The 23,365-nt window shown below is 72.7% G+C and carries 22 protein-coding genes and 1 pseudogene; 17 read left to right on the forward strand and 6 right to left on the reverse strand.

Annotated elements, in window-relative coordinates; genetic code table 11:
- Window positions 1–51 precede the first annotated feature (51 nt).
- From AC6EH9_RS13195 to hemB, 5 genes are read left to right on the forward strand one after another with little or no spacing between them, the layout of a single operon-like run.
- Window positions 52–822: a redox-sensing transcriptional repressor Rex gene (locus AC6EH9_RS13195; RefSeq protein ID WP_498423793.1), complete on the forward strand. Its 771-nt coding sequence runs from the start codon at window positions 52–54 to the stop codon at window positions 820–822.
- The gene (locus tag AC6EH9_RS13200) at window positions 819–2,114 is read left to right on the forward strand and encodes a glutamyl-tRNA reductase (protein ID WP_498423751.1); all 1,296 of its coding nucleotides are present in this window, start codon (window positions 819–821) and stop codon (window positions 2,112–2,114) included. Before AC6EH9_RS13195 ends, AC6EH9_RS13200 begins: the two co-directional genes overlap by 4 nt.
- Window positions 2,111–3,091, forward strand: a complete 981-nt coding sequence (gene hemC, locus AC6EH9_RS13205) for a hydroxymethylbilane synthase (RefSeq protein ID WP_498423753.1) — start codon at window positions 2,111–2,113, stop codon at window positions 3,089–3,091. The genes AC6EH9_RS13200 and hemC overlap by 4 nt, the downstream gene beginning before the upstream one ends.
- A complete protein-coding gene (locus tag AC6EH9_RS13210; protein ID WP_498423755.1) occupies window positions 3,088–4,815 on the forward strand; it encodes a bifunctional uroporphyrinogen-III C-methyltransferase/uroporphyrinogen-III synthase in 1,728 nt (575 codons plus the stop codon). Before hemC ends, AC6EH9_RS13210 begins: the two co-directional genes overlap by 4 nt.
- A gap of 31 nt (window positions 4,816–4,846) precedes the next feature.
- Window positions 4,847–5,860: a porphobilinogen synthase gene (gene hemB, locus AC6EH9_RS13215; RefSeq protein ID WP_498423758.1), complete on the forward strand. Its 1,014-nt coding sequence runs from the start codon at window positions 4,847–4,849 to the stop codon at window positions 5,858–5,860.
- Between the two features lie 45 nt (window positions 5,861–5,905).
- Here hemB and AC6EH9_RS13220 read toward each other — a convergent pair whose 3' ends face one another.
- A complete protein-coding gene (locus AC6EH9_RS13220) occupies window positions 5,906–7,102 on the reverse strand; it encodes a lytic transglycosylase domain-containing protein (RefSeq protein ID WP_498423760.1) in 1,197 nt (398 codons plus the stop codon).
- 240 nt (window positions 7,103–7,342) lie between these two features.
- On the opposite strand from AC6EH9_RS13220, the gene hemL reads away from it, so the two are divergent.
- From hemL to ccsB, 6 genes are all read left to right on the forward strand, one after another.
- The gene (gene hemL / locus AC6EH9_RS13225) at window positions 7,343–8,650 is read left to right on the forward strand and encodes a glutamate-1-semialdehyde 2,1-aminomutase (protein WP_498423794.1); all 1,308 of its coding nucleotides are present in this window, start codon (window positions 7,343–7,345) and stop codon (window positions 8,648–8,650) included.
- 2 nt (window positions 8,651–8,652) lie between these two features.
- A complete protein-coding gene (locus AC6EH9_RS13230; protein ID WP_498423761.1) occupies window positions 8,653–9,327 on the forward strand; it encodes a histidine phosphatase family protein in 675 nt (224 codons plus the stop codon).
- 62 nt (window positions 9,328–9,389) lie between these two features.
- On the forward strand, window positions 9,390–9,935 hold the full coding sequence (locus tag AC6EH9_RS13235) for a TlpA disulfide reductase family protein (RefSeq protein WP_498423763.1): 546 nt from the start codon (window positions 9,390–9,392) through the stop codon (window positions 9,933–9,935).
- Window positions 9,928–10,689 carry a cytochrome c biogenesis CcdA family protein gene (locus AC6EH9_RS13240; protein WP_498423765.1) on the forward strand — a complete coding sequence of 254 codons (762 nt, stop codon included), beginning with the start codon at window positions 9,928–9,930 and terminating at the stop codon, window positions 10,687–10,689. Before AC6EH9_RS13235 ends, AC6EH9_RS13240 begins: the two co-directional genes overlap by 8 nt.
- On the forward strand, window positions 10,686–12,392 hold the full coding sequence (gene resB, locus AC6EH9_RS13245; protein WP_498423766.1) for a cytochrome c biogenesis protein ResB: 1,707 nt from the start codon (window positions 10,686–10,688) through the stop codon (window positions 12,390–12,392). Before AC6EH9_RS13240 ends, resB begins: the two co-directional genes overlap by 4 nt.
- Window positions 12,389–13,441, forward strand: a complete 1,053-nt coding sequence (gene ccsB / locus AC6EH9_RS13250) for a c-type cytochrome biogenesis protein CcsB (RefSeq protein ID WP_498423768.1) — start codon at window positions 12,389–12,391, stop codon at window positions 13,439–13,441. The genes resB and ccsB overlap by 4 nt, the downstream gene beginning before the upstream one ends.
- 24 nt (window positions 13,442–13,465) lie before the next feature.
- Here the strand turns inward: ccsB and AC6EH9_RS13255 are convergent, their stop codons facing one another.
- Complete coding sequence (locus AC6EH9_RS13255) at window positions 13,466–13,714, reverse strand: hypothetical protein (RefSeq protein WP_498423769.1); 249 nt, start codon at window positions 13,712–13,714, stop codon at window positions 13,466–13,468.
- Between the two features lie 43 nt (window positions 13,715–13,757).
- Between AC6EH9_RS13255 and AC6EH9_RS13260 the strand changes: the two genes are divergently transcribed.
- Together AC6EH9_RS13260 and cds1 are read left to right on the forward strand one after the other, a co-directional pair.
- Window positions 13,758–14,024 (forward strand): DUF4229 domain-containing protein, encoded by a 267-nt coding sequence (locus tag AC6EH9_RS13260; protein ID WP_498423770.1) that lies wholly within the window; start codon window positions 13,758–13,760, stop codon window positions 14,022–14,024.
- Complete coding sequence (gene cds1, locus AC6EH9_RS13265; RefSeq protein ID WP_498423772.1) at window positions 14,025–15,152, forward strand: L-cysteine desulfhydrase Cds1; 1,128 nt, start codon at window positions 14,025–14,027, stop codon at window positions 15,150–15,152. It abuts the gene before it with no gap.
- Window positions 15,153–15,509: 357 nt separating this feature from the next.
- Here cds1 and AC6EH9_RS13270 read toward each other — a convergent pair whose 3' ends face one another.
- From AC6EH9_RS13270 to AC6EH9_RS13280, 3 genes are read right to left on the reverse strand one after another with little or no spacing between them, the layout of a single operon-like run.
- Complete coding sequence (locus AC6EH9_RS13270; protein ID WP_498423774.1) at window positions 15,510–16,892, reverse strand: TrpB-like pyridoxal phosphate-dependent enzyme; 1,383 nt, start codon at window positions 16,890–16,892, stop codon at window positions 15,510–15,512.
- The gene (locus tag AC6EH9_RS13275; RefSeq protein WP_498423776.1) at window positions 16,889–17,041 is read right to left on the reverse strand and encodes a hypothetical protein; all 153 of its coding nucleotides are present in this window, start codon (window positions 17,039–17,041) and stop codon (window positions 16,889–16,891) included. Before AC6EH9_RS13275 ends, AC6EH9_RS13270 begins: the two co-directional genes overlap by 4 nt.
- 45 nt (window positions 17,042–17,086) lie before the next feature.
- Window positions 17,087–17,971 (reverse strand): 1,4-dihydroxy-2-naphthoate polyprenyltransferase, encoded by an 885-nt coding sequence (locus AC6EH9_RS13280; protein ID WP_498423777.1) that lies wholly within the window; start codon window positions 17,969–17,971, stop codon window positions 17,087–17,089.
- A gap of 64 nt (window positions 17,972–18,035) precedes the next feature.
- On the opposite strand from AC6EH9_RS13280, the gene AC6EH9_RS13285 reads away from it, so the two are divergent.
- From AC6EH9_RS13285 to menD, 3 genes are read left to right on the forward strand one after another with little or no spacing between them, the layout of a single operon-like run.
- Window positions 18,036–19,091: an AMP-binding protein gene (locus AC6EH9_RS13285; protein WP_498423779.1), complete on the forward strand. Its 1,056-nt coding sequence runs from the start codon at window positions 18,036–18,038 to the stop codon at window positions 19,089–19,091.
- Complete coding sequence (locus AC6EH9_RS13290) at window positions 19,088–20,047, forward strand: o-succinylbenzoate synthase (protein WP_498423781.1); 960 nt, start codon at window positions 19,088–19,090, stop codon at window positions 20,045–20,047. The genes AC6EH9_RS13285 and AC6EH9_RS13290 overlap by 4 nt, the downstream gene beginning before the upstream one ends.
- Window positions 20,044–21,645: a 2-succinyl-5-enolpyruvyl-6-hydroxy-3-cyclohexene-1-carboxylic-acid synthase gene (gene menD / locus AC6EH9_RS13295; protein ID WP_498423783.1), complete on the forward strand. Its 1,602-nt coding sequence runs from the start codon at window positions 20,044–20,046 to the stop codon at window positions 21,643–21,645. Before AC6EH9_RS13290 ends, menD begins: the two co-directional genes overlap by 4 nt.
- Window positions 21,646–21,655: 10 nt before the next feature.
- On the opposite strand, the gene AC6EH9_RS13300 is transcribed toward menD, so the two are convergent.
- Window positions 21,656–22,384 (reverse strand): FliA/WhiG family RNA polymerase sigma factor, encoded by a 729-nt coding sequence (locus tag AC6EH9_RS13300; protein WP_498423785.1) that lies wholly within the window; start codon window positions 22,382–22,384, stop codon window positions 21,656–21,658.
- Between the two features lie 196 nt (window positions 22,385–22,580).
- Here AC6EH9_RS13300 and AC6EH9_RS13305 point away from each other — a divergent pair.
- Window positions 22,581–23,365 (forward strand): annotated as a pseudogene (locus AC6EH9_RS13305) (HNH endonuclease signature motif containing protein); the annotation flags it as partial.

Below are 23,365 nucleotides of genomic sequence, written 5' to 3' on the forward strand. Positions count from 1 at the left end.
ATCTGGCTGCACGGCGCCACGACCGGAAACTGCCAGGCCGGTCTCGTGCGGCTGGAGACGAGAGCAGTGACCCCACCGACCTCCCCAGACGCACGGGACATCCCCGAGGCGACCGTCGCTCGTCTGCCGATCTATCTGCGGGCGCTGGCGGCCCTCGCCGACCAGGGCACCGCCACCTGTTCCAGTGAGGACCTCGCCACGGCGGCCGGCGTGAACAGCGCCAAGCTCCGCAAGGACCTCTCCCACCTCGGCAGCTACGGCACCCGCGGCGTGGGCTACGACGTCGCCTACCTGCGCTACCAGATCGCCCGGGCGATCGGCCTGACCCAGGACTGGCCCGTGGTGATCGTCGGGATCGGGAACCTCGGTCACGCCCTGGCCAACTACTCCGGCTTCCGCACCCGCGGCTTCCGCGTGGTCGCGCTGCTCGACGCCGACCCCGGGCAGTACGAGGAGGTCGTCGCCGGCCTCGAGGTGCGCCCGCTGCAGGACCTCGAGCGGGTCGTCGTGGAGCAGGGCGTGGCGATCGGGGTCATCGCGACGCCGGCCGCCGCCTCGCAGGCGGTCGCCGACCGGATGGTCGCCGTGGGCATCACCAGCATCCTCAACTTCGCCCCCACCGTGCTGTCGGTGCCGGCCGGCGTCGACGTCCGCAAGGTGGATCTGTCCATGGAACTGCAGATCCTGGCCTACCACCAGCAGCGCAAGTCCCCCTCGCTTCAGTCAGGAATGCCGCACGACATGCAGCCCCCCATCCAGCCGGACCAGCCGAGCGCGGCTGAGCCGTCGATGCAGCCCGCGATCCACGGGGAGCCCGCATGAGCGTCCTGGTGGTGGGCGTCTCCCACCGGTCGGCCCCGGTCGCCGTGCTGGAGCGCCTCGCCCTCGACGGCGACGGCGTGGCCAAGCTGATCCACGACCTCACCAGCTGCGAGCACGTCACCGAGGCGACGGTGATCTCCACCTGCAACCGACTCGAGATCTACGCCGACGTCGAGCGCTTCCACGGCAGCGTCGAGGACGTCTCCCGGCTGCTGATCGAGCGGGCCGGCGAGAGCACCGAGTCGATGCTGCCGCACCTGTACGTGCACTACGACGACGGAGCCGTCTCCCACCTCTTCCAGGTGGCCGCCGGCCTCGACTCGATGGTCGTCGGGGAGAGCCAGATCCTCGGCCAGACCCGCGACGCGCTGCGCCTGGGCCAGGAGCTGGGCACGGTCGGACCGGCCCTCAACGTGCTCTTCCAGCAGGCGCTGCGCGTGGGCAAGCGTTCGCATGCTGAGACCGACATCGATCGCGCCGCGCCCTCGCTGGTGACCGCCGGCCTCGAGCGCGCCACCGTGCGGATCGGCACCGTGGTCGGCAAGCGGGTCGTGGTGGTCGGCGCCGGCTCCATGGCCGCGCTGGCGACCTCGACCGTCTCCCGGATGGGGGCCAGCGACATCGCCGTGGTCAACCGGACGCCCGACAAGGCCGAGCGCCTCGCCGAGCAGTACGGCGCGCGCACCCGGCCGCTGGCCGAGCTCGCCGGCGAGCTCGCCGGCGCCGACCTGGTCATCTCCTGCACCGGCGCCGCCGGCGTCATCGTCACCCGCCCGATGCTCGAGCAGGCGCGCGGCGACTCCGCGCGCGAGCTGGTGCTCGTCGACCTCGCCCTGCCCCACGACGTGGACCCGTTGGTCACCGAGCTGCCCGGGGTGAGCCTGATCGGACTGCGCCAGCTCGCCGAGGAGCTCCACGACACCGAGGCCGGCCGCGAGGTCGCCGGTGTCCGGCGGATCGTGCAGCAGGAGGTCTCCGCCTTCGTCTCGGCCCGCCGCCAGGCCAGCGTGACGCCCACCGTGGTGGCGCTGCGGACGATGGCCACCTCGGTGGTCGACGCCGAGATCGCCCGCCTCGACGGGCGCCTGCCCGACCTCGACCCGGCCCTGCGCGCCGAGGTCCTGCACGCCGTACGGCGGGTGGCCGACAAGCTCCTGCACGAGCCCACGGTGCGCGTCAAGGAATTGGCCAACGAGACCGGTGCGGTGTCCTACGCCGCGGCCCTGGCCGAGCTCTTCGCCCTCGACCCCGAGGCCGTCGACGCCGTCACCCGAGCGGAGGGACTGGAATGAGCAGCACCGAATCCGGCACCACCGAATCCCGCGACACCCTGCCGCCCGTCCGGCTGGGCACCCGCGCCTCCCTGCTGGCCACCACCCAGTCCGGGATGGTCGCCGACCTGATCCGCGATCGGCTCGGGCGTGAGGTCGAGCTGGTGCACGTCTCCACCGAGGGCGACGTCAACCGCGCCCCGCTGGCCCAGCTGGGCGGCACCGGGGTCTTCGTCAGCGCCCTGCGCGACGCCCTGCTGCGCGGCGAGGTCGACGTGGCGGTGCACTCCCTCAAGGACCTGCCCACCGGCAGCGAGGCCGGGATCGCGCTGGCCGCGGTGCCGCTGCGCGAGGACCCCCGCGACGTGGTCGTCGCCCGCGACGGCCTGACCCTGGGTGAGCTGCCCGCGGGCGCCAAGGTCGCCACCGGCTCGCCGCGCCGGGTCGCCCAGCTGGCGGCCCTCGGCCTCGGTGTGGAGATCGTCGGAATCCGTGGCAATGTGGATACCAGGATCGGCAAGGTCACCTCGGGGGAGGTGGACGCGGTGCTGCTGGCTCGGGCCGGGCTCTCGCGGATCGGCCGCCTCGGTGTCGTCACCGAGTCGCTCGACCCACTGCAGATGCTCCCGGCCCCCGGGCAGGGAGCGCTCGCCATCGAGTGCCGCGCGGACGACACGGACCTGCTGGCCGCCCTCGGGCAGCTGGAGGACCGGGCCACCCGCACGGCAGTAGACGCGGAGCGCGCCGTGCTCGCCACCCTGGAGGCCGGATGCTCGGCTCCGGTGGGTGCCCTGGCCGAGGTCGTCGAGGGTGAGGACGGCGACGAGCTCTGGATCCGCGCCGTGGCGCTCTCCGCCGACGGCGGCCTCGCCGTTCGAATGTCCGCGACCGGGTCCCCGGCCGAGGCAGTGGCTCTCGGAAGACGGCTGGCCACCGACATGCTCGCCGAAGGCGCAGCCGAACTGATCGACACACCAGCGAGAAAGCAGCACGCATGACTCGAGGCAAGATCACCAGTTCCGTCCCGTCCACCGACGGGTCGGCCCCTGGCACGACCGGAGGACACAACCCCGCCCCGGGGTCCCCTTCGGCGCTGCGCGGCTGGGTGTCGTTCGTGGGCAGCGGCCCCGGCGACCCCGGGCTGCTCACGGTGCGTGCGGTCGAGCTGCTGCGTGAGGCAGAGGTCGTCGTCACCGAGGTCCCCGAGCACGCCGCGCTTGTCCGCACCGTGCTCGGGCTGCCCGAGCCCGTGCTGGACGAGGACGGCAACGAGGTCGACCCGCAGGGCCCCGTCCTGGTGGACGGCGGCTTCGGCGAGGACGGCCAGCCGCTGACCCACGCGGCCCGGGCCAAGGTCGTGGTCAAGCGGGCCAAGACCGGCGCCCGCGTGGTCCGGCTGATGGCGGGCGACCCGTTCGTCTACGCCTCCGGCCCGGAGGAGGCCCAGGCCTGCGTCAAGGCCGGCATCGGCTTCGAGATCGTCCCCGGCGTCTCGTCGGTCAGCGCGGTCCCGGCCTACGCCGGCATCCCGCTCACCACCCGCAACCACCGCGAGGTGGCGGTGGTGACCTGCGGGGAGAAGGTCGACTGGCGCCAGTACGCCGACGACCGCACCCTGGTGCTGCTCTCGGCGGTCGGCTCCATCGCCGAGGTCGCCCAGGCGCTCATCGAGGCCGGACGCTCCCCGCGCACCCCGGTCGCGATGACCCGGGTCGGCACCACCACCAACCAGGCGACCGTCACCTCGACGCTCGAGCGGATCGGCGTCGACGCGCGGACCGCGCGGATCGCGCCGCCGGCGGTCACGGTGATCGGCGACGTGGTCAACCTGCGCGAGACGCTGTCGTGGTTCGAGACCAAGCCGCTCTTCGGCTGGCGGGTCCTCGTCCCGCGCACCAAGGAGCAGGCCGGCACGCTCTCCCAGCGGCTGCGCAGCTACGGCTCGGTGCCCGAGGAGGTCCCGACGATCTCGGTCGAGCCGCCGCGCAACCCCCAGCAGATGGACAAGGCCGTGCGCGGCCTGGTCGAGGGCCGCTACGAGTGGATCGCCTTCACCTCGGTCAACGCGGTGCGCGCGGTGCGCGAGAAGTTCGAGGAGTACGGCCTCGACGCGCGGGCGTTCTCCGGGCTGAAGATCGCGGCCGTCGGCGACAAGACCGCCGCCGCCATCGCGGCGTGGGGTCTGCGCGCGGACCTGGTGCCCTCCGGCGAGCAGTCCGCGGCCGGGCTGCTGGCCGACTGGCCGCCCTACGACGAGCTGCTCGACCCGATCAACCGGGTCTTCCTGCCGCGCGCGGACATCGCCACCGAGAACCTCGTCGCCGGCCTGGTCGACCTCGGCTGGGAGTGTGACGACGTCACGGCGTACCGGACCGTGCGCGCCACGCCGCCGCCGGCGCCGACCCGCGACGCCATCAAGACCGGCAAGTTCGACGCGGTCGTGTTCACCTCGTCCTCGACGGTGCGCAACCTGGTCGGCATCGCCGGCAAGCCGCACCCCTCGACGGTCATCGCGGTGATCGGCCCGGCCACGGCCAAGACCGCCGAGGAGCACGGCCTGCGCGTCGACGTGCTGGCCCCCTCGCCCTCGGTCGAGGTGCTGGCCGACGCACTGGCCGACTTCGGCGCCACCCGCCGGGCCGCGCTGCTGGAGTCCGACCAGCCGGTCACGCGCCCCTCGGAGCGCAAGCCCTCGACGCGGCGCAAGGCGACCTCCTCGTGAGCGCGGGGGTACGTACGGGGGCTGATCGCTGATGGTCGTCGAGTACCCCACCGGACCGGGCCCCGTCGAGGGCCCGGTCCTGCGCCCGCGCCGCCTGCGCCGGACGTCGTCGTTGCGCCGGATGGTGGCCGAGACGAGCCTCGAGGCGCGTCAGCTGGTGCTGCCGCTGTTCGTGCGCGAGGACGCCGACGAGCCGCGTCCGATCAGCTCGATGCCCGGCGTCGTCCAGCACACCCGCTCCAGCCTCCTCGCCGCCGCCCACGAGGCCGCCGAGCTGGGCCTGGGCGGGGTGATGCTGTTCGGGATCCCGGCCACCCGTGACGCAACCGGCTCGGGTGCCCTCGACCCGGCCGGCGTCCTCAACCTGGCGATCACCGACGTGGTGGCCGAGGTCGGGGACGCGCTCACCGTGATGAGCGACCTGTGCCTCGACGAGTTCACCGACCACGGCCACTGCGGCGTGCTGGACTCCGAGGGGGCCGTCGACAACGACCGCACGCTCGAGATCTACGCGCAGATGGCGCTCGCGCAGGCCGCGGCCGGTGTCGACATGGTCGGCCCCAGCGGGATGATGGACGGGCAGGTCCGGGTGATCCGCTCCGCCTTGGACGCCTCCGGTGCCAGCGACGTCTCGATCCTGGCCTACTCCGCGAAGTACGCCTCCGCCTTCTACGGCCCCTTCCGCGAGGCCGTCGACTCGTGCCTCGAGGGGGACCGGCGCACCTACCAGCAGGACCCGGCCAACGCCCTCGAAGGCGTGCGCGAGGCCCTGCTCGACGTCGAGGAGGGGGCCGACATGGTGATGGTCAAGCCGGCCCTGGCCTACCTCGACGTGCTGCGCCGGGTGCGCGACGCGGTACCGGTCCCCGTCGCGGCGTACAACATCTCCGGCGAGTACGCGATGGTCGAGGCGGCCGCCGCCCACGGCTGGATCGACCGCGAGGCGGCGATCCTGGAGACGCTCACCTCGATCCGCCGAGCCGGCGCCGACGTGGTGCTCACCTACTGGGCCGCCGAGGCCGCGCGCCTGCTCAGCCGCCGCTGAGCCTGCCTCACCCCGGCCTCCGGGCCGGGGTGAGGCACAGCGCGCTCAGGGCGCCAGGATCTCGGTGATGCAGCGGGTCAGCGCGCCCAGGTCGAGCGTGGTCAGCCCCCGTGCGATGCACTGGGCGCGGGCCTCGGTCCAGGTCAGCGTGTCCTCGATCGCCTGGCCGGGGTCGGTGATGACCTGGCCGGGGTTCTTCACGATCGGGGGGAGACCCGCCTTCGGCGGCTTGCTCGGCGCGGGCTGCGAGGGCGCCGGCTGCTGCGGGCGGCTCGGCTGCTGAGGCTGCGGCGACGTCTGCGGCGTCTCCGAGGACTGACTCGGCGGCTGGGCGACGAGGTTGTCGCCGCCTCGCCCGGGCTGACGTGCCGGTGCGGCGCCGCGCGCGGGGCGGGTCGGGGCGGTCACCTCCGGCACGAACATGGCCGCCGAGGTGGTGCTGTTGGGGACCGAGGTGAAGTCGCCCTCGGCGTAGGCCTGCATGATCGACAGCACCAGGTCGACGTACTCGTCGCTGTGGTTGTAGCGGTGGACCGCCTTGCGCTGACCGGCCTCCTTGGAGAGGTCGTCGTTGCCCGAGCACAGGTAGACCGCCGTGGCCAGCGCCGCGTCGTCGATGTCCTGGGGGTTGCGCTTGCCGTCGCCGTCGGCGTCCACCCCGACCACCGACCAGGTCGAGGGGATGAACTGCATCGGGCCGACCGCACGGTCGAACTTCAGATCGTTGTCGAGCTGGCCGGCGTCGGTGTCGGCGATCTGGGCGGTGTTGCGGGTGCCGTCGAGCGCGATGCCGAAGATGCCGGGCTGGGCGATGCCGTCGTCGTCGAGCCGGTTGCCGCCGTAGCGCCCGTGGTCGGACTCCACCCGGCCGATCGCCGCGACCAGCTGCCAGTTGATCTTGCAGCTCTTGTCGGCGGAGTTGATCACGGTCTCGGCGCGCTGGTAGGCCGCCAGGGCGGCGGCCGGGATGCCGTTGGTCGAGGCCGTCGCGACCACGGAGGTGGCCTTGCCGGTGGGCACCGCCGGCGCGACCACGCCGGGCAGCGAGACGCTGGCGGGCGCCTCGATCGCCTCGGTGGGCACGCTCGTGCCGTCCGGCAGGTGGGGGTCGGCCTGGAAGCCCGCGGACGCGGTGCTGATGCCCCCGACACTCGCGAGGCTGGCGGTCCAGGCTGCTGAGAGCAGGGCCAGCGGTACCAGTGCGGTGGCCTTCTGCACACGTCCGAAGCGTGGCTTGGTCATGAGTCCCTCTCCCTAGCAGACGACGGTTCGTCGCGGCTCCCTCAAAGCTCACGTGTTTCCAACAACGAGATGCGTAACCCTCGGTTACGCCAATTTAACCTGCGAATGTGGCGTGCGTCTCCCTCTGGATCTTGTATCTGAGACGGAGGTCATCGTGATCCAGGCCGCACGTCCCTGGCCCTGGGCTCGTGGGGCTTGGTCGTCTCGGGGAGAATGAACCGCGTGACAGACCCCACCGACCTGACCTCGGGCTCCCACGCCCTGTTCGCGCGGGCGCGGGCGGTGACCCCGGGCGGGGTCAACTCCCCGGTCCGCGCCTTCAACGCCGTCGGCGGCACCCCGCGGTTCATCGCCTCGGCCAGCGGCGCCTGGCTGACCGACGTCGACGGCAACGAGTACGTCGACCTGATCTGCTCGTGGGGCCCGATGCTGCTGGGCCACGACCACCCCGAGGTCCGCGCCGCCGTCGTCGACGCCGTCTCGCGCGGCACGTCGTACGGCACGCCGACGCGGCCCGAGGTCGAGCTGGCCGAGGAGATCGTGGCGCGCACGAGCGTCGACCGGGTCCGCTTCGTCTCCTCCGGCACCGAGGCCACGATGTCGGCGATCCGGCTGGCGCGCGGCTTCACCGGGCGCGACCTGGTGGTGAAGTTCGCCGGCTGCTACCACGGCCACGTCGACTCGCTGCTGGCCTCCGCCGGCTCGGGTCTGGCCACGTTCGCGGTGCCGGGGACCCCCGGGGTCCCCGAGTCCTCCACCGCCCTGACGCTGGTGCTGCCCTACAACGACCGCGCGGCGGTGGAGAAGGCGTTCGCCGAGCACGGCAGCCGGATCGCGTGCCTGATCACCGAGGCCGCCCCCGGCAACATGGGCGTGGTCCCGCCCGAGCCCGGCTTCAACGCGTTCCTGGCCGAGACCTGCACCCGGCACGGCGCGCTGCTGGTCAGCGATGAGGTGATGACCGGCTTCCGCGCCTCGCGCACCGGGCAGTGGGGCCTGGACGGGGCCCGGGAGGGCTGGCGCCCCGACCTCACCACCTTCGGCAAGGTGATGGGCGGAGGCTTCCCCGCGGCCGCGTTCGGCGGTCGCGCCGACGTGATGGCCCACCTCGCCCCCGAGGGGCCGGTCTACCAGGCCGGGACGCTGTCGGGGAACCCGATCGCGACGACCGCCGGGCTGACCACGCTGCGCCTGGCAGACGACGAGGTCTACGCCCACATCACCGCCGCCGGCGAGACCATCAAGGCGGCCACCGCGCAGGCGCTGAGCGCCGCCGGGGTGGCGCACCGGATCCAGTCCACCGGCACGATGTTCTCGGTGTTCCTCACCGACACCGAGGTCCGTGACTTCGCCGACGCCTCGACGACCGACACCGCCGCCTACGCGGCGTTCTTCCATGCCATGCTCGACCGGGGCGTCTACCTGCCGCCGTCGGCCTACGAGACGTGGTTCCTCTCCTCCGCCCACGACGACCGCGCCGTGCAGCGGGTGCTGGACGCCCTGCCCCACGCCGCCCGCGCTGCCGCGGCCACCGTCGAAGGAGCCTGAACATGAGCGAGCGCACGATCGTCCACCTGCTGCGTCACGGCGAGGTGCACAACCCCGACGGCGTGCTCTACGGCCGCCGCGACGGGTTCCACCTCTCCGCGCTCGGGCAGAAGATGGCCCAGCAGGTCGCCGACAAGATCGGCGAGCGCGACATCACCCACCTGGTCTCCTCGCCGCTGGAGCGCGCCCGCGAGACCGGCCGCCCGCTCGCCGAGCGGCGCGGGCTCGAGGTGAGCATCGACCCCCGGGTGATCGAGTCGACCAACAAGTTCGAGGGCAAGACCTTCGGCAAGGGCAACAACGAGCTGCGCAACCCGGCGTCGTGGCGCTACCTGTGGAACCCGTTCCGGCCCTCGTGGGGCGAGCCCTACACCGAGGTCGCCGCCCGGATGATGGCGGCCGTGTACGACGCGCGCGACGCCGCGCGCGGGCACGAGGCCGTGGTCGTCTCCCACCAGCTGCCGATCTGGACCACCCGCCTGCACGTGGAGCGGCGCTCCTTCCTGCACGACCCGCGCAAGCGCCAGTGCACGCTGTGCTCGCTCACCTCGCTGCACTTCGTCGGCGACACCCTCTCCCAGGTCTCCTACTCCGAGCCGGCCGGCGACCTGATCCCGGTCAAGGACCGCGGCGCGACGTTCTCCGCCGGCGGCGCACCCGAGGAGAAGCGACCCTGAAGCGTCACCTGGCACCCGTTCTGCTCGTCTGTCTGCTCGCGCTGCTGGCGGGCTGCTCGTCGATGGAGGGCACCGGCGACAAGGGCTACATCACCGGCAAGGGCACCGTCGTCGAGGTCGAGCCGGCCGAGCGTGACGACCCGGTCGCGCTGGAGGGGGAGGACCTCGACGGCCGGCCCGTCTCGCTGGCGGACTATCGCGGCAAGCCGGCCGTGGTGGTGGTGTGGGGCTCCTGGTGCCCGCCGTGCCGGGCGGAGGCACCCGCGCTGGCCGAGGCGGCCGCCGAGCTCGACGGCCGGGTCGGCTTCCTCGGGATCAACGTCCGCGACCCCGCCATCGACCAGGCGCAGAGCTTCGTGCGCCGCTTCGAGATCCCCTACCCCTCGGTCTTCTCGCCCGACGGCAAGGCGCTGCTCTCGTTCGCCGGGACGCTGACCCCCAACACGATCCCGAGCACGCTGGTGCTCGATGCGCAGGGGCGCGTCGCGGCCAGCATCATCGGCGAGGTGCCCTCCAAGGTCACGCTCACCACGCTGGCCGAGGACGTCCTCGCCGAGACCGGCCCCGACCAGCCGGCCGACCCCTCCGGGAGCCCCGGCGATGGGTGAGACCTTCCAGGAGATCGCCGGCTCCGGCTCGCTGGCGCTGGCCATCCCGATCGCGGTCATCGCCGGGCTGGTCTCCTTCTTCTCCCCGTGCGTCATCCCGCTGCTGCCGGGCTACCTCTCCTACGCCACCGGGTTGTCCGGGGCGGACCTGGCCAGCACCGGCGGCGAGGGGCGCCGCGGGCGGATGCTGCTCGGCTCGGTGCTCTTCGTGCTCGGCTTCTCGGCCGTCTTCGTGCTGCTGGGCTCCATCTCCGGTGCCGTCGGCACCTGGCTCTTCGAGTACCGCCGCACGCTCAACGTGGTGCTCGGCGTGATCACCATCGTGCTCGGGCTGGTCTTCATGGGCGCGGTGCGGATCTTCCAGCGCGACCTGCGCTTCCACTCGGTGCCGGCGGTCGGGCTGGTCGCCGCGCCCTTCCTCGGCTTCCTGTTCGGCGTCGGCTGGACCCCGTGCATCGGGCCCACGCTCGGCGTCATCTACACGCTGTCCTACAACGAGGGCACCGCCGGGCGCGGTGCCCTGCTCTCCGGCTTCTACGCCGCCGGGCTGGGGCTGCCGTTCATCGTGGCGGCCCTGGCCTACCGCAAGATGCTGCGTGCCGTCGGGTTCGTGCGCCGCCACCAGGCCTGGGTGATGCGCATCGGCGGGCTGATGATGATCGCCGTCGGCATCGCCCTGGTCACCGGCTGGTGGGACCACGCCGTGACCTGGCTGCAGAGCAACCTGATCTCCGGCTACCAGGTGGATGTGTGACGACCAGACAGGCCGACGACCGGCGCCCCGAGGGGCACGTCGAGAACCTCGTGGACGAGGCGGAGGAGCGGGGCCCGGACGGGTCCGGCCCTGACGATCGCCGTCCCGGCGAGCTGAACGCCCTGGAGCTGGCACGCTGGGCCTGGCGCCAGCTCACCTCCATGCGCACCGCGCTGGTGCTGCTGTTCCTGCTCGCGCTGGCGGCGATCCCGGGCTCGGTGATCCCCCAGGAGGACGTCGACTCGCTGGCCGCCTCCCGCTGGCAGGAGGCCCACCCCAAGCTGACGCCGATCTACGAGCGCCTGGGGATGTTCTCGGTCTACGACTCGGTGTGGTTCTCGGCGATCTACATCCTGCTGATGATCTCGCTGGTGGGGTGCATCCTGCCCCGCACCCGGGTCTACTGGCGCGCGCTGCGCTCGCGGCCCCCGCGCGCCCCGCGCCACCTCGGGCGGCTTCCCGACCACACGTCGTACACCTCGTCGGACTCCGCCGAGGAGCTGCTCGAACGGGCCCGCCGGGTGCTGCGCAAGCGGCGCTACCGCGTCGAGGTCCGCGACGGCGCGGTCTCGGCGGAGAAGGGCTACCTGCGCGAGGCCGGCAACCTGGTCTTCCACCTGTCGGTGGTGATCGTGCTCGTCGGGTTCGCGATGGGCAGCCTGTTCGGCTACAAGGGCGGCGTGATCCTGGTGGTCGGCAACGGCTTCTCCAACAGCCCCACCCAGTACGACGACCTGGTCCCCGGCACCCTCTTCGACGCCGGCGAGATGGAGCCGTTCTACTTCAACGTCGACGACTTCGACATCGAGTGGCTCAAGAAGGGCCCGCGGGCGGGGATGGCGCAGAAGTTCGTCTCGCACATCACCTACGGCGAGAGCCTGGACGCCGAGCCGAAGAAGTACGACCTCAAGGTCAACCACCCGCTCACCATCGGGGAGACCGACATCTTCCTGATCGGGCACGGCTACGCCCCGGTGATCACCGTGCGCGACGGCAACGGCGACGTCGCCTACAGCGGCCCGACCATCTTCCTGCCCACCGACGAGAGCTTCCGCTCCTTCGGCGTGGTCAAGGCGCCCGACGCGGAGCCCACCCAGATCGGGCTCGAGGGCGAGCTCTACCCGACCTACGGCTTCACCGACGCCAGCGGGCCGTTCTCCGCCTTCGGTGACGCGCTCAACCCGGCCATCTCGATGCTCGCCTACACCGGCGACCTCGGCATGGACGACAGCGGCGGGCAGTCGGTCTACGCCCTCGACAAGGCCGACGCCGAGGTGGTCACCAAGCCCGACGGGTCGATGTTCCGCATCGACCTGGCGATGGGCGACTCGGTGGAGCTGCCGAACGGCGCCGGCTCGGTCAGCTTCGACTCGATCCAGCGCTGGAACAAGATCCAGATCAGCCGCACCCCCGGCAAGTTCGTCGCGCTGACCGGGGTGGTGCTCGCGCTGATCGGCCTGCTCGGGTCGCTGTTCATCCGGCCCCGTCGCGTCTGGGTTCGCGTCTCGCCCGAGGGCGGGGCCACACTGGTGGAGGTGGCGGGTCTCGACCGCTCCGGCGGCGGCGACGTCGACGCCGAGCTCAACGAGATCGTGGCCGCGCTCGGGGGAGCGGTACCCGACGACGACGCCTCGCACAGCGCACCGCACGACGGCGCACCGCACGACACACCTGATGGAACCGCACTGGAGGAGAAGCCGTGAGCGACGCGTCCTGGGAGACTCTGAGCAATCAGGCGGTGGCGGCCGCAGGTCTCGTCTACTTCCTGGCGCTGCTGGCGCACCTCATCGAGTGGAGCGCGCTGCGCAAGGTGCCGGTGGGTGCCGAGCAGGCCGGGCGTCGCGAGTCCGTGCCGGTCGGCGCCGCCGCGCCCGGGACACCGCCGGTGCTGTCCAAGGACGCCGCCTCGACCCCGGCGGACTCCCAGAAGATCGCCCTGTTCGGGCGGCTGGGGGTGCTGCTGACCATCCTGGCCACCGCCGTGCACCTCGTGGCGCTGGTGGCGCGCGGCATGGCCGCGGACCCGAACCGGGTGCCGTGGGGCAACATGTACGAGTTCACGCTGGCCGGGACGTTCTTCGTCTCGGTGATCTACCTGGCGGCGTACCGGAAGTTCGCGCTGCACTGGATGGCGCCGCTGGTGGTGGGCTTCGTGCTGGCCACGCTGATGGCCGACGTGATCTGGCTCTACGAGGGCGTCGCGCCGCTGACCGAGGCGCTCGACTCGCCCTGGCTGGTCATCCACGTGGTCTCCGCGGTGATCGCGACCGGGGCGTTCACGGTGGGCGGCATCGTCTCGCTGCTGTTCCTGGTCAAGGAGCGCTGGGGCGGCCGGCAGAGCGGCTACATCGCCCGCCTGCCCTCCACCCAGACGCTGGACCGGATCTCCTACCGGATGCACGCGTTCGCGTTCCCGGTGTGGACCTTCGCGGTGCTGATCACCGGGCCGATCTGGGCGCACCAGGCCTGGTCGTCGTACTGGAACTGGGACCCCAAGGAGGTCTGGGCCTTCATCACCTGGGTCGTGTACGCCGCCTACCTGCACGCCCGCTCCACCGCCGGCTGGAAGGGCCGCAACGCCGCCTACATCGCGCTGATCGGGCTGGCGACGCTGTGGTTCAACTTCATCGGCATCAACTTCTTCAGCTCCAGCAGCCAGCACTCCTACGCCGCCCCGGCCGCGTCGGTCAGCGTCGAGCCGGACGGCGTCGCGTCAGTCAGCGTCGCGTCAGTCAGCGTCGAGTCGGCGTAGTGCCGCCAGCCCGCCGGACCGGCCTCAGGCCGGCTCGGGCGGGGTGGGGTCCGGGCCGTCGTCGTCGGAGCGCTTCTCCGGGTGCCGCTTGCGACGGTCGAGCTGCCACAGGAAGTCCGGGTCGTCGTCGGGTCCCAGCGGCCGAGGCGGCGCGGGACGGCCACCGGAGCCGTCATCGGGCCCGCCTCCCTGGAGGCCGCGGCGCTCGATGACCCGGATGGTCAGGTAGAACGCCACCGCGAACAGCAGGACGACCAGCACGAACTTCAGCACACCTCAAGAGTAGGTGCCCCATGGTGGGAACTACCCTGGGGGCGTGAAGGAGTTCGCTATCTACACCGCCCTGCGGCTGGCCCTGTTCGTCGCGTCGTACGCCCTCGTCGCCGGGATCTACCTCCTGGTGACCTCCGGCAACCAACTGCCGGTCCTCTGGCCGTTCATCGTCGCGTTCGTGATCTCCGGAATCGCGTCGTACTTCCTGCTCAACGCTCCGCGCGAGGCGTTCGCCCGCCGCGTCGAGGAGCGGGCCGAGCGGGCCTCGGCCCGGATGCAGCAGGTCAAGTCCCGCGAGGACGTCGACTGAGTGGGCGCCTCGCCCGAAGGCTGTCACGTCGCCGACCACAGTGACCGGGGCCGCCGCGCCTGGCTCGACGAGGCCATCCGGCGCGTCGAGGCCGACGCCAACCGCTCGGCCGACACCCACCTGCTGGTCTTCCCGCTGCCCACCGCGATCTCCGGGGCCGGCATCGACCTCTACCTCAAGGACGAGTCGGTCCACCCGACCGGATCGCTCAAGCACCGGCTGGCGCGCTCGCTGTTCCTCTACGGGCTGTGCAACGGCTGGATCCGCGAGGACACCACGCTGATCGAGGCGTCGTCCGGCTCGACCGCGGTCTCCGAGGCCTATTTCGCGCGGCTGCTGGGGCTGCCGTTCATCGCGGTGATGCCGCGCGGCACCTCCCCGGAGAAAATCGAGCTGATCGAGTTCCAGGGCGGGCGCTGCCACCTCGTCGACGAGCCCGCGACCATCTACGCGGAGTCACGGCGCCTGGCCGAGGAGACCGGCGGTCACTTCCTCGACCAGTTCACCTACGCCGAGCGCGCCACCGACTGGCGCGGCAACAACAACATCGCCGAGTCGATCTTCAGCCAGCTCGCCCACGAGCGGCACCCGGTGCCGACCTGGATCGTCGTCGGCGCGGGGACCGGCGGCACCTCGGCGACCATCGGCCGGTTCATCCGCTACCGCCGGCTGCCCACCAGCCTGTGCGTCGTCGACCCCGAGCAGTCCGCGTTCTTCCGCGCCTGGGAGAGCGGCGACCTGGGAGCGACGGGCGGGCCCTCCCGGATCGAGGGCATCGGCCGGCCTCGGGTCGAGCCGTCCTTCCAGCCCGCCGTCGTGGACTGCATGATCGCGGTCCCCGACGCCGCCTCGATCGCCGCCGCCCGGTGGTGCACCCAGGTCACCGGCCGCTCGGTCGGCGGCTCCACCGGCACCGCGCTGTGGGGCGCGCTGCGGCTGATCGCCCGGATGCGTGAGCGCGGCGAGTCCGGCTCGGTGGTGACGCTCCTGTGCGACGGCGGCGAGCGGTACGCCCACACCTACTACGACGACGACTGGGTGGCCGCCCAAGGCCTCGACCTCGCGCCGTACACGAAGGCGCTGGAGGGGTTCGGGGCGACGGGGGAGTGGGCGGAGCCGGTCGGGTGAGGAAAGGCCCGGCAGGGTTGCCGTTTGGTCCCCAACGGCGAGGATCGGGGCCGGAACGCCTCCGTCTGTGACCAATCGGTGAGGTCCAGCAGCGTCTCTCGCACGGTGCTGGCGGCCGACGTACCGGCGCTGACCATGAAGCAGGTCCGCGACATCGTCACCCACCCCGTGTGGACCAACTGACCCGGAGCGGAGACCTTCGCGGCGCTGCAACCGGATGGTGAAGCGTCGGCGATGGCCGCAGCCCCGGCCGGCGGGCTAGAACGGCCTAGAAGGGTCGCCGTTTGGTCCCCAACGGCGGTTATCGGCGTGAGAAGCCGCCGTTGGGGACCAAACGGCGTCGAAACCGACGCCGCCTCAGCCGATCGTCGGTACGGCGGCCAGCGCGGCGCCGAGGTCGGCGTCGGAGAGCGCGTCGTCCTCGAGGCCGCCGCGCAGGAACGAGTCGTAGGCGCCGAGCTCGAGCAGGCCGTGGCCGGAGAGGCCGACGACGATGACCTTCTCCTCACCGGACTCGACGCAGGCCAGGGCCTCGCGGCGCATCTGGGCGAGCGCGTGCGACGACTCGGGCGCCGGCACGATGCCCTCGCAGCGAGCGAACTCGATAGCCGCCTCGAAGCACTCGTTCTGGTGCAGCGCCCGCGCCTCGACGTACCCCTCGTGGACGACGTGCGAGACCAGCGGCGCCATGCCGTGGTAGCGCAGCCCGCCCGCGTGGATCGGGGAGGGCACGAAGTCGTGGCCGAGGGTGTACATCTTCATCAGCGGGGTCAGCCCGGCGGTGTCGCCGAAGTCGTAGCGGTACTCGCCGCGGGTCAGCGTCGGGCACGAGGTCGGCTCGACGGCGATCAGCCGCGGGTCCTGGTTGCCGGCGAGCTTCTCGCGCAGGAACGGGAAGATCAGCCCGGCCAGGTTGGAGCCGCCGCCGGCGCAGCCGATGACGAGGTCGGCGCCGCTCTCGCCGGCCTTGGCCAGCTGCAGCAGTGCCTCCTCGCCGATGATCGTCTGGTGCAGCAGCACGTGGTTGAGCACCGACCCGAGGGCGTACTTCGCCTCCGGGTCCTGTGCTGCCAGCTCGACGGCCTCGGAGATCGCGATGCCCAGCGATCCGGGATGGTCCTCACCGAAGGCGCGGCCGGCCTCGGTCATCCGGCTGGGGGAGCGGTGCACCTTGCCGCCGAAGACCTCGATCAGCGTGCGTCGCTGGGGCTTGGAGTCGAAGGACGCCCCGACCTGCCACACCTCGCACTCCATGTCGAACAGCGAGCAGGCGTAGGCCAGCGCGGTGCCCCACTGGCCGGCTCCGGTCTCGGTGGTCAGCCGGGAGATGCCGTGCTGCTTGTTGTAGTAGGCCTGCGGCACCGAGGTGTTCGTCTTGTGCGACCCGGCCGGGGAGACGCCCTCGTACTTGAAGTAGATCCGCGCCGGCGTGCCCAGCTTGCGCTCGAGGTTGCGGGCCCGGAACAGCGGGGAGGGGCGGTACTGCAGGTACACCTCGCGCACGGCCTCGGGGATCTCCACGAAGCGCTCGCCGCTCACCTCCTGCGCGATCAGCTCCGGCGGGAACAGCGGAGCCAGGTCGTCGGGCCCGACCGGCTGGTGGGTGCCCGGGTGCAGCGGCGCCGGCGGCGGCGTGGGCAGATCGGCGACGAGGTTGTACCAGTGCGTCGGCATCTCGTCGTCGGTCAGCGTGTACTTGCGGGGGGCGACTGCGCTGAGCGTGGTGCTCGACTCGCTCATCGGCGCTTCTTGCGCTCGATCGCGCGGCGCTCGAGGTGCCGCTCGATACGGGCGGGCGGCTGGCCCAGGACCTTGGCCAGGATCGGCACCCGGAGCTTGTAGACGACGACGGCCGCGACCACCACAGCGACCAGGATCAAGAACCACATGGGGCTCAGACTAGTGGCTCGACGCGCTGCGGGGCAGGCGGCGGATCAGGCGATGAGCAGCCCGGCCAGCATCCCCAGCCCGTAGAGCAGCTCGGCGACCCCGGTCTTCTGCAGGACCGGGATCAGCGCCAGGCCTCGAGCGCCTCCGACGACGACGCGTACGGCGGACAGCGCGGGCACGGCGTACCCGAGGCCGAGCAGCGCCCACCACGACGTCTCCAGGGCGACGCCGAGCAGCGCCACGGCCGAAGCGGCCATCAGCAGCGTGAACAGGGCGCGGGTCCGGGAGTCGCCGAGCAGCACCGCCAGGGTGCGCTTGCCGACCTCGGTGTCGGTGGGGATGTCGCGCAGGTTGTTGGCGACCAGGATGGAGCAGGCCAGCGCCCCGATCCCGATCGCGGCGTACAGGGCGGGCAGCGCCACGTCGCGTCCGAAGGACTCCGTCTGCACGTAGGTGGTGCCGGTGACCGCGACCAGGCCGAAGAACACGAAGACCATCACCTCGCCGAGGCCGAGGTAGCCGTACGGCTTCGAGCCGCCGGTGTAGTACCAGGCCGCCACCACGCACACGACGCCGACGGCCAGCAGCCACCACGCGGTCGCCGCGGCCAGCCCCAGCCCGGCGACGCCGGCGACGCCGAACGCGGCGAAGGCGGCGAGCTTCACGGCCCGGGGCGTGGCCGCGCCGGAGCCGACCAGGCGCATCGGCCCGACCCGGTCCTCGTCGGTGCCGCGGATCCCGTCGGAGTAGTCGTTGGCGTAGTTCACCCCCACCTGCAGGGCGAGCGCGACCACCATCGCCAGCGCCGCCTTCCACCACACGGGCTCGGCGACGTACGCCGCGACGCCGGTGCCGGCGAGCACCGGGGCGACGGCGGCGGGGAGGGTCCGGGGGCGGGACCCGGCGATCCATTGAGCGGGAGTGGCCACGACGAAGGATTCTCACACGCGGCCGGCGCCGAGCCCGGCGGCGGCTCCGACTAGCGTTGGGCCGGTGAGCTCACTGCGCCCGGTCCGTGGCACGTCCGCCGAGGTCGTCGCGGCGCTGCGTGACTGGCTGGCGCAGACGCGCGAGCCGGAGCCGCTCGCGGTCGAGACGTCCGGCTCCACCGGGCGCCCCAAGCGGGTGGTGCTGTCGCGCCGCGCGCTGCTGGCCTCGGCCGAGGCGTCTGCGCGCCGGCTGGCCGCCCGCGGAGGCGACGGCCGGGGCCGCTGGCTGCTGACCCTGCCCGCGCCGTACGTCGCGGGAGTCAACGTCGTGGTCCGCTCCCTGGCCGCCGGGCACGACCCGGTGCTGCTCGAGGAGCACGCCTCGTTCGCGGCGGCGACGGCCGCGCTGGGCGGGGGGCCGCGCTACACCTCGCTGGTGCCCACGCAGCTGCACCGGCTGCTCGAAGCCTCCGAGGCCTCCGAGGCCGACTCCGCCGCGCTCGCGACGTACGACGCGGTGCTGGTGGGCGGCGGGCCGATGGACCCGGCGCTGCGCCGACGCGCCGAGGAGGCCGGCGTGCGCCTGGTCGCGACGTACGGGTCGAGCGAGACCTGCGGCGGCTGCGTGTACGACGGGCTGCCGCTGGACGGCGTGGCGCTGGCGATCGGCACCGACGGACGGATCCGGATCGGCGGGCCGGTGCTCTTCGAGGGCTACGACGGCGACCCCGACCTGACCCGGGAGTCCCTGGTCGACGGCTGGTTCCTCACCTCCGACGCGGGCCGCCTCGACGAGGACGGTCGCCTGCAGGTGCTGGGCCGCCTCGACGACGTGGTCGTCTCGGGCGGGGTGAACGTGCCCACCCCCGCCGTCGCCGCCCGGCTGCGCGAGCACCCGGGCGTGCGCGCCGTGGAGGTGCTCGGCGTCCCCGACGAGGAGTGGGGGCACCGCGTGGTGGCCTGGGTGGTGGGCTCGATCTCGCTGGACGAGGCGCGCGACTTCGTGGCGGCCGCGCACCCGCGCTCGTGGGCGCCGCGCGAGGTGCGCGTGGTCGACGAGCTGCCGCTGCTCGACAACGGGAAGGTGGACCGGTTGCGCCTCAAGGAGGAGACCCGATGACCCTGTCCGACGGCGACGTTGCGGTCTGGTCGATCCCGCTGCGCACTCGCTTCCGCGGCATCACCGTGCGCGAGGGCGTGCTGGTGCGCGGCCCGGCCGGGTGGGGGGAGTGGAGCCCGTTCCTGGAGTACGACGCGAGGGTCGCCGCCCCGTGGCTGCGCTGCGCCGAGGAGGCCGCCGCGGGGGACTGGCCCGCGCCGCTGCGCGACAGCGTCCCGGTGAACGTGACCGTGCCCGCGGTGGACGCCGAGCGGGCGCACGCCATCACCCGCGCCGGCGGCTGCACGACCGCCAAGATCAAGGTCGCCGAGCCCGGCCAGACGCTGGCCGAGGACCAGGCGCGCGTCGAGGCCGTGCGTGACGCGCTGGGGCCGGGCGGGCGGATCCGCGTCGACGTGAACGGGCTGTGGGACGTCGACACCGCGGTGTCGTCGATCGGGGTGCTCGACCGGGCCGCGGGTGGGCTGGAGTACGTCGAGCAGCCGTGCGCGAGCGTCGAGGAGCTGGCGCTGGTGCGCCGCCGCGTCGACGTGCCCATCGCCGCCGACGAGTCGATCCGTCGGGCCGAGGACCCCTACCGGGTGCGGGACCTGGAGGCCGCCGACGTCGCGGTGCTCAAGGTGCAGCCGCTGGGGGGAGTGCGCGCGTGCCTGCGCATCGCCGAGGACATCGGCCTGCCGGTCGTGGTGTCCTCGGCGCTGGAGAGCTCGGTCGGGATCGCGGCCGGGGTCGCGCTCGCCGCGGCGCTGCCCGAGCTGCCCTACGCGTGCGGGCTGGCGACGGTCCAGCTGCTCACCGACGACGTGGTGGCCCGTGCGCTGCTCCCCGTCGACGGTGCCCTGCCGGTCGGCGTACCCGATGTGGACGACGAGGCCCTGCTGCGGCTGGCCGCCGCCCCCGAGCGGGTGGCGCACTGGCAGGCCCGGCTCGCCGAGGTGCGGGCGGTGGGCCGATGAACGCCGCCACCCGGCTCGCCCGCGACGTCGTCACCGCGCTGGTGGCCGAGGGGATCACCGAGGTGGTGCTGTCGCCGGGCTCGCGCAACGCGCCCCTGGCCTTCGCGGTGTACGACGCCTCGCGCGCCGGGCTGCTGCGCCTGCACACCCGCATCGACGAGCGCAGCGCCGGCTTCCTCGCGCTCGGGCTCACCAAGGTCGGCGCCCGGGCGGCGGTGATGTGCACGTCGGGCACGGCGGTCGCCAACCTGCACCCCGCCGTGCTCGAGGCCGCCCACGCCGGCCTGCCGCTGGTCGTGGTCACCGCCGACAGGCCCGCGTCGCTGCGCGGCACCGGAGCCAGCCAGACCACCGACCAGGTCCGGATCTTCGGCGACGCCGCCGTCTTCCACGACCTCGCGGAGGGCGAGGTGCCGTCGCTGGAGGCCGCCGGGCCGGTGCATCTCAACGTCCAGCTCACGCCGCCGCTGGTGCCGGAGGGGGTGTGGGAGGTGGCGCCGATTGGGCAGAGACGGCGGGTCGAGGCGGGTTTTGGTCGCCGTTTGGTCCCCAACGGAGGGCCCACCCCACCCCACCCCCTCCCACTCGGCCCCCGCACCGTCGTCGTCGCCGGCGACGACGCCGGCCCGCCGGCGCGGATCCTGGCCCAGCGCGCCGGGTGGCCGCTGTTCGCGGAGCCGACCGCCGGGTGCCGCACCGGCGACAACGCGCTGCGCTCGTATCGGCTGCTGCTGGACGGCGAGCTGGGTGGGCGCATCGAGCGGGTGGTGGTCGCCGGGCACCCCACGCTGTCGCGACCGGTCACCCGCCTGCTGGAGCGCGACGACGTGGAGGTCGTCTCGCTGCGGGCACGGGGCTGCTGGTCGACGCGGCCGTTCCCCGTCGACTCCGAGCACGACGCCCTCGAGGTGCCCGAGGACGCGAGCGACGATCCCGCCTGGCTGGAGGAGTGGCAGGCCGCGGACCGCGCCGTCTCTCGCGAGGTGGACCGGCTGCTGGCGACAGAGGAGGGCGTCACTCCCCATGAGGTGGCCGCTGCGGTGAGCCGCGCCGTACCGCCGAAGGGGATGCTGTTCGTCGGTGCCTCCAGTCCGATCCGCGACCTGGATCTGATGGCGCCGCCCACCCCGGTCGGGGAGCGGCGCAAGGTGATCGCCAACCGCGGCGTGGCCGGCATCGACGGGACCATCTCCTCGGCCATCGGCGCCGCCCTGGGCCGCCTACACGGCTCCCGCAACCTCGCGCTGATGGGCGACGTGACGTTCCTGCACGACACCACAGGCCTGGTGCTGGGCCCCGACGAGGAGCGCCCCGACCTGACGATCGTCGTGGTCAACGACGACGGCGGCTCGATCTTCGCGATGCTCGAGCAGGGCGGTCCGAACTACGCGGAGAGCTTCGACCGTCTCTTCGCGACGCCGCACGGGGTGGACCTGGCGAGCCTGTGCGCGGCCACCCGGACCCCGCACTGGCGCGTCGAGTCGGTGGCCGAGTTGGAGCACGCGCTGGCCTCGCCCAACGGCGGGATCGAGGTCGTCGAGGTCGTCGTACGACGCGACAACCGCCGCGAGCTGGACGCCCGGATCCGCGCCCTGTAGCCGGCGAGGATCAGGAGGCGAGCTTGCGGCGCAGCGTCATCGTGGCGCGGCTGTGCAGCTGGCTGACCCGCGACTCGCTGACCTGGAGCACCTGGCCGATCTCGGCGAGCGTGAGCCGCTCCCAGTAATAGAGGGCCACCACCACCTGGTCGCGCTCGGGCAGCTCGTGCACGGCCTGGAGGAAGCCGTCGGGCAGGTCGTCGGCGTCGAGGCCGCCGGCGGCCGGGGCGGCGGGGGCGAAGTCGTCGACGCCGGAGGCCTCGGCGCTGACCAGGCTCGTGTACGACGTCTCGCTGTAGCGCTTGCGCAGCTCGCCCACCGAAATCTCGAGCTCGGCGGCGACCTCGCGGTCGGTGGGCACCCGCCCCAGCCGGTGTTCGAGGGTCGCCTGGGCGGTGTTGATGTCGCGGATCTTCTCGCGCACCGAGCGCGGGACCCAGTCGGAGGCCCGCAGCCCGTCCACGATGGCCCCGCGGATTCGGGGCACGGCATAGGTCTGGAACTGCAGCCCGCGGTCCACGTCGAACTTCTCGATCGCGTCCATCAGGCCGATCACGCCGTCGGAGACCAGGTCACCCTGCTCGACGGTCGACGGCAGCCCGGAGCCCACCCGACCAGCGACGTACTTCACGAGAGGGGAGTACTGCAGCACCAGGCGGTCGCGGGCGTCCTTGTCACCGGAACCCTTGTAGCGACGCCAGAGGTGGTCGACGTCGCTCTCGTGCTCGGTGGCGGTCATCGCCTTCTCCCTCCCGCAGGGTGTATGCCGGGTCACCCTAGCGGCAGCGAGCCGGGTGTTCGGGCGCACCCGAAGCGCCCCAGGAGCGAGCGCCAGCGAGCGTCCTCAGAATCAACTCGGATGAGTTCTCCACAGTCCGCGTGTCGTGGCGGTTTCTGGGGGCAGGACTGTCGGTGGCGCCTGCTTGAGTGGATCCATGACCCGGACCGCAGCCCCTGACACCGCTCGTGCGGTGCTGGACGCTGCGCGGGTACGGCGCACGACCGCGGACCGCGCGGAGGCCGAGCAGCTGCAGCTGGCGGTGGACTGGGCTGCGATGCATTCGGTGGAGTCTCTGGAAGCGGCCGCGGTCATCCACGGGCCGTACGGCGACCACGGGATCCCGGTCGCCGGACCTGGGGCGCCGTTGGTGGCGGAGTTCGCGGTCACCGAGTTCGCCCTCGCCATCGGGATGTCCACCGAGGCCGGACGGCGGTATGTGGGGCAGGCCCTGGAGCTGCGCCACCGGTTGCCAAGGGTCTGGGCGCGGGTCGTCAGCGGTGATCTCGTGGCGTGGAAGGCCCGGCGCATCGCGGACGCGACGATGAGCCTCGTCCCGGCGGGTGCGGGGTTCGTGGACACCCACGTCGCCGCAGTGGCGCACAAGATCGGTCTCGCCGCCCTGGACCGGCTCATCGAAGAGGCGCGGGTCCGGTTCCAGCCCGAGGAGGCTGAGGCGCGGCGCCGGGCGGCTGCGGACGGGCGGTGTTTCGACATCGACACCGATCAGGTCTCCTACGACGGCACCATGACCGTGCGCGGTGAGCTGGACCTCGCCGACGCGTTGGACCTTGACGCCGCGGTCGCGGCCGGTGCGGCGCAGCAGCAGGCGTTGGGGTCGGTGGACCCGCTCGGCGTGCGACGGGCGAAGGCCGCCGGGGAGCTGGCGCGACGCCAGCTTGCCCTCGATCTGAACGTCGCGACATCGACTGAGGCGACCGA

It is taken from the genome of Nocardioides sp. Z21_20 (genome assembly GCF_059766585.1).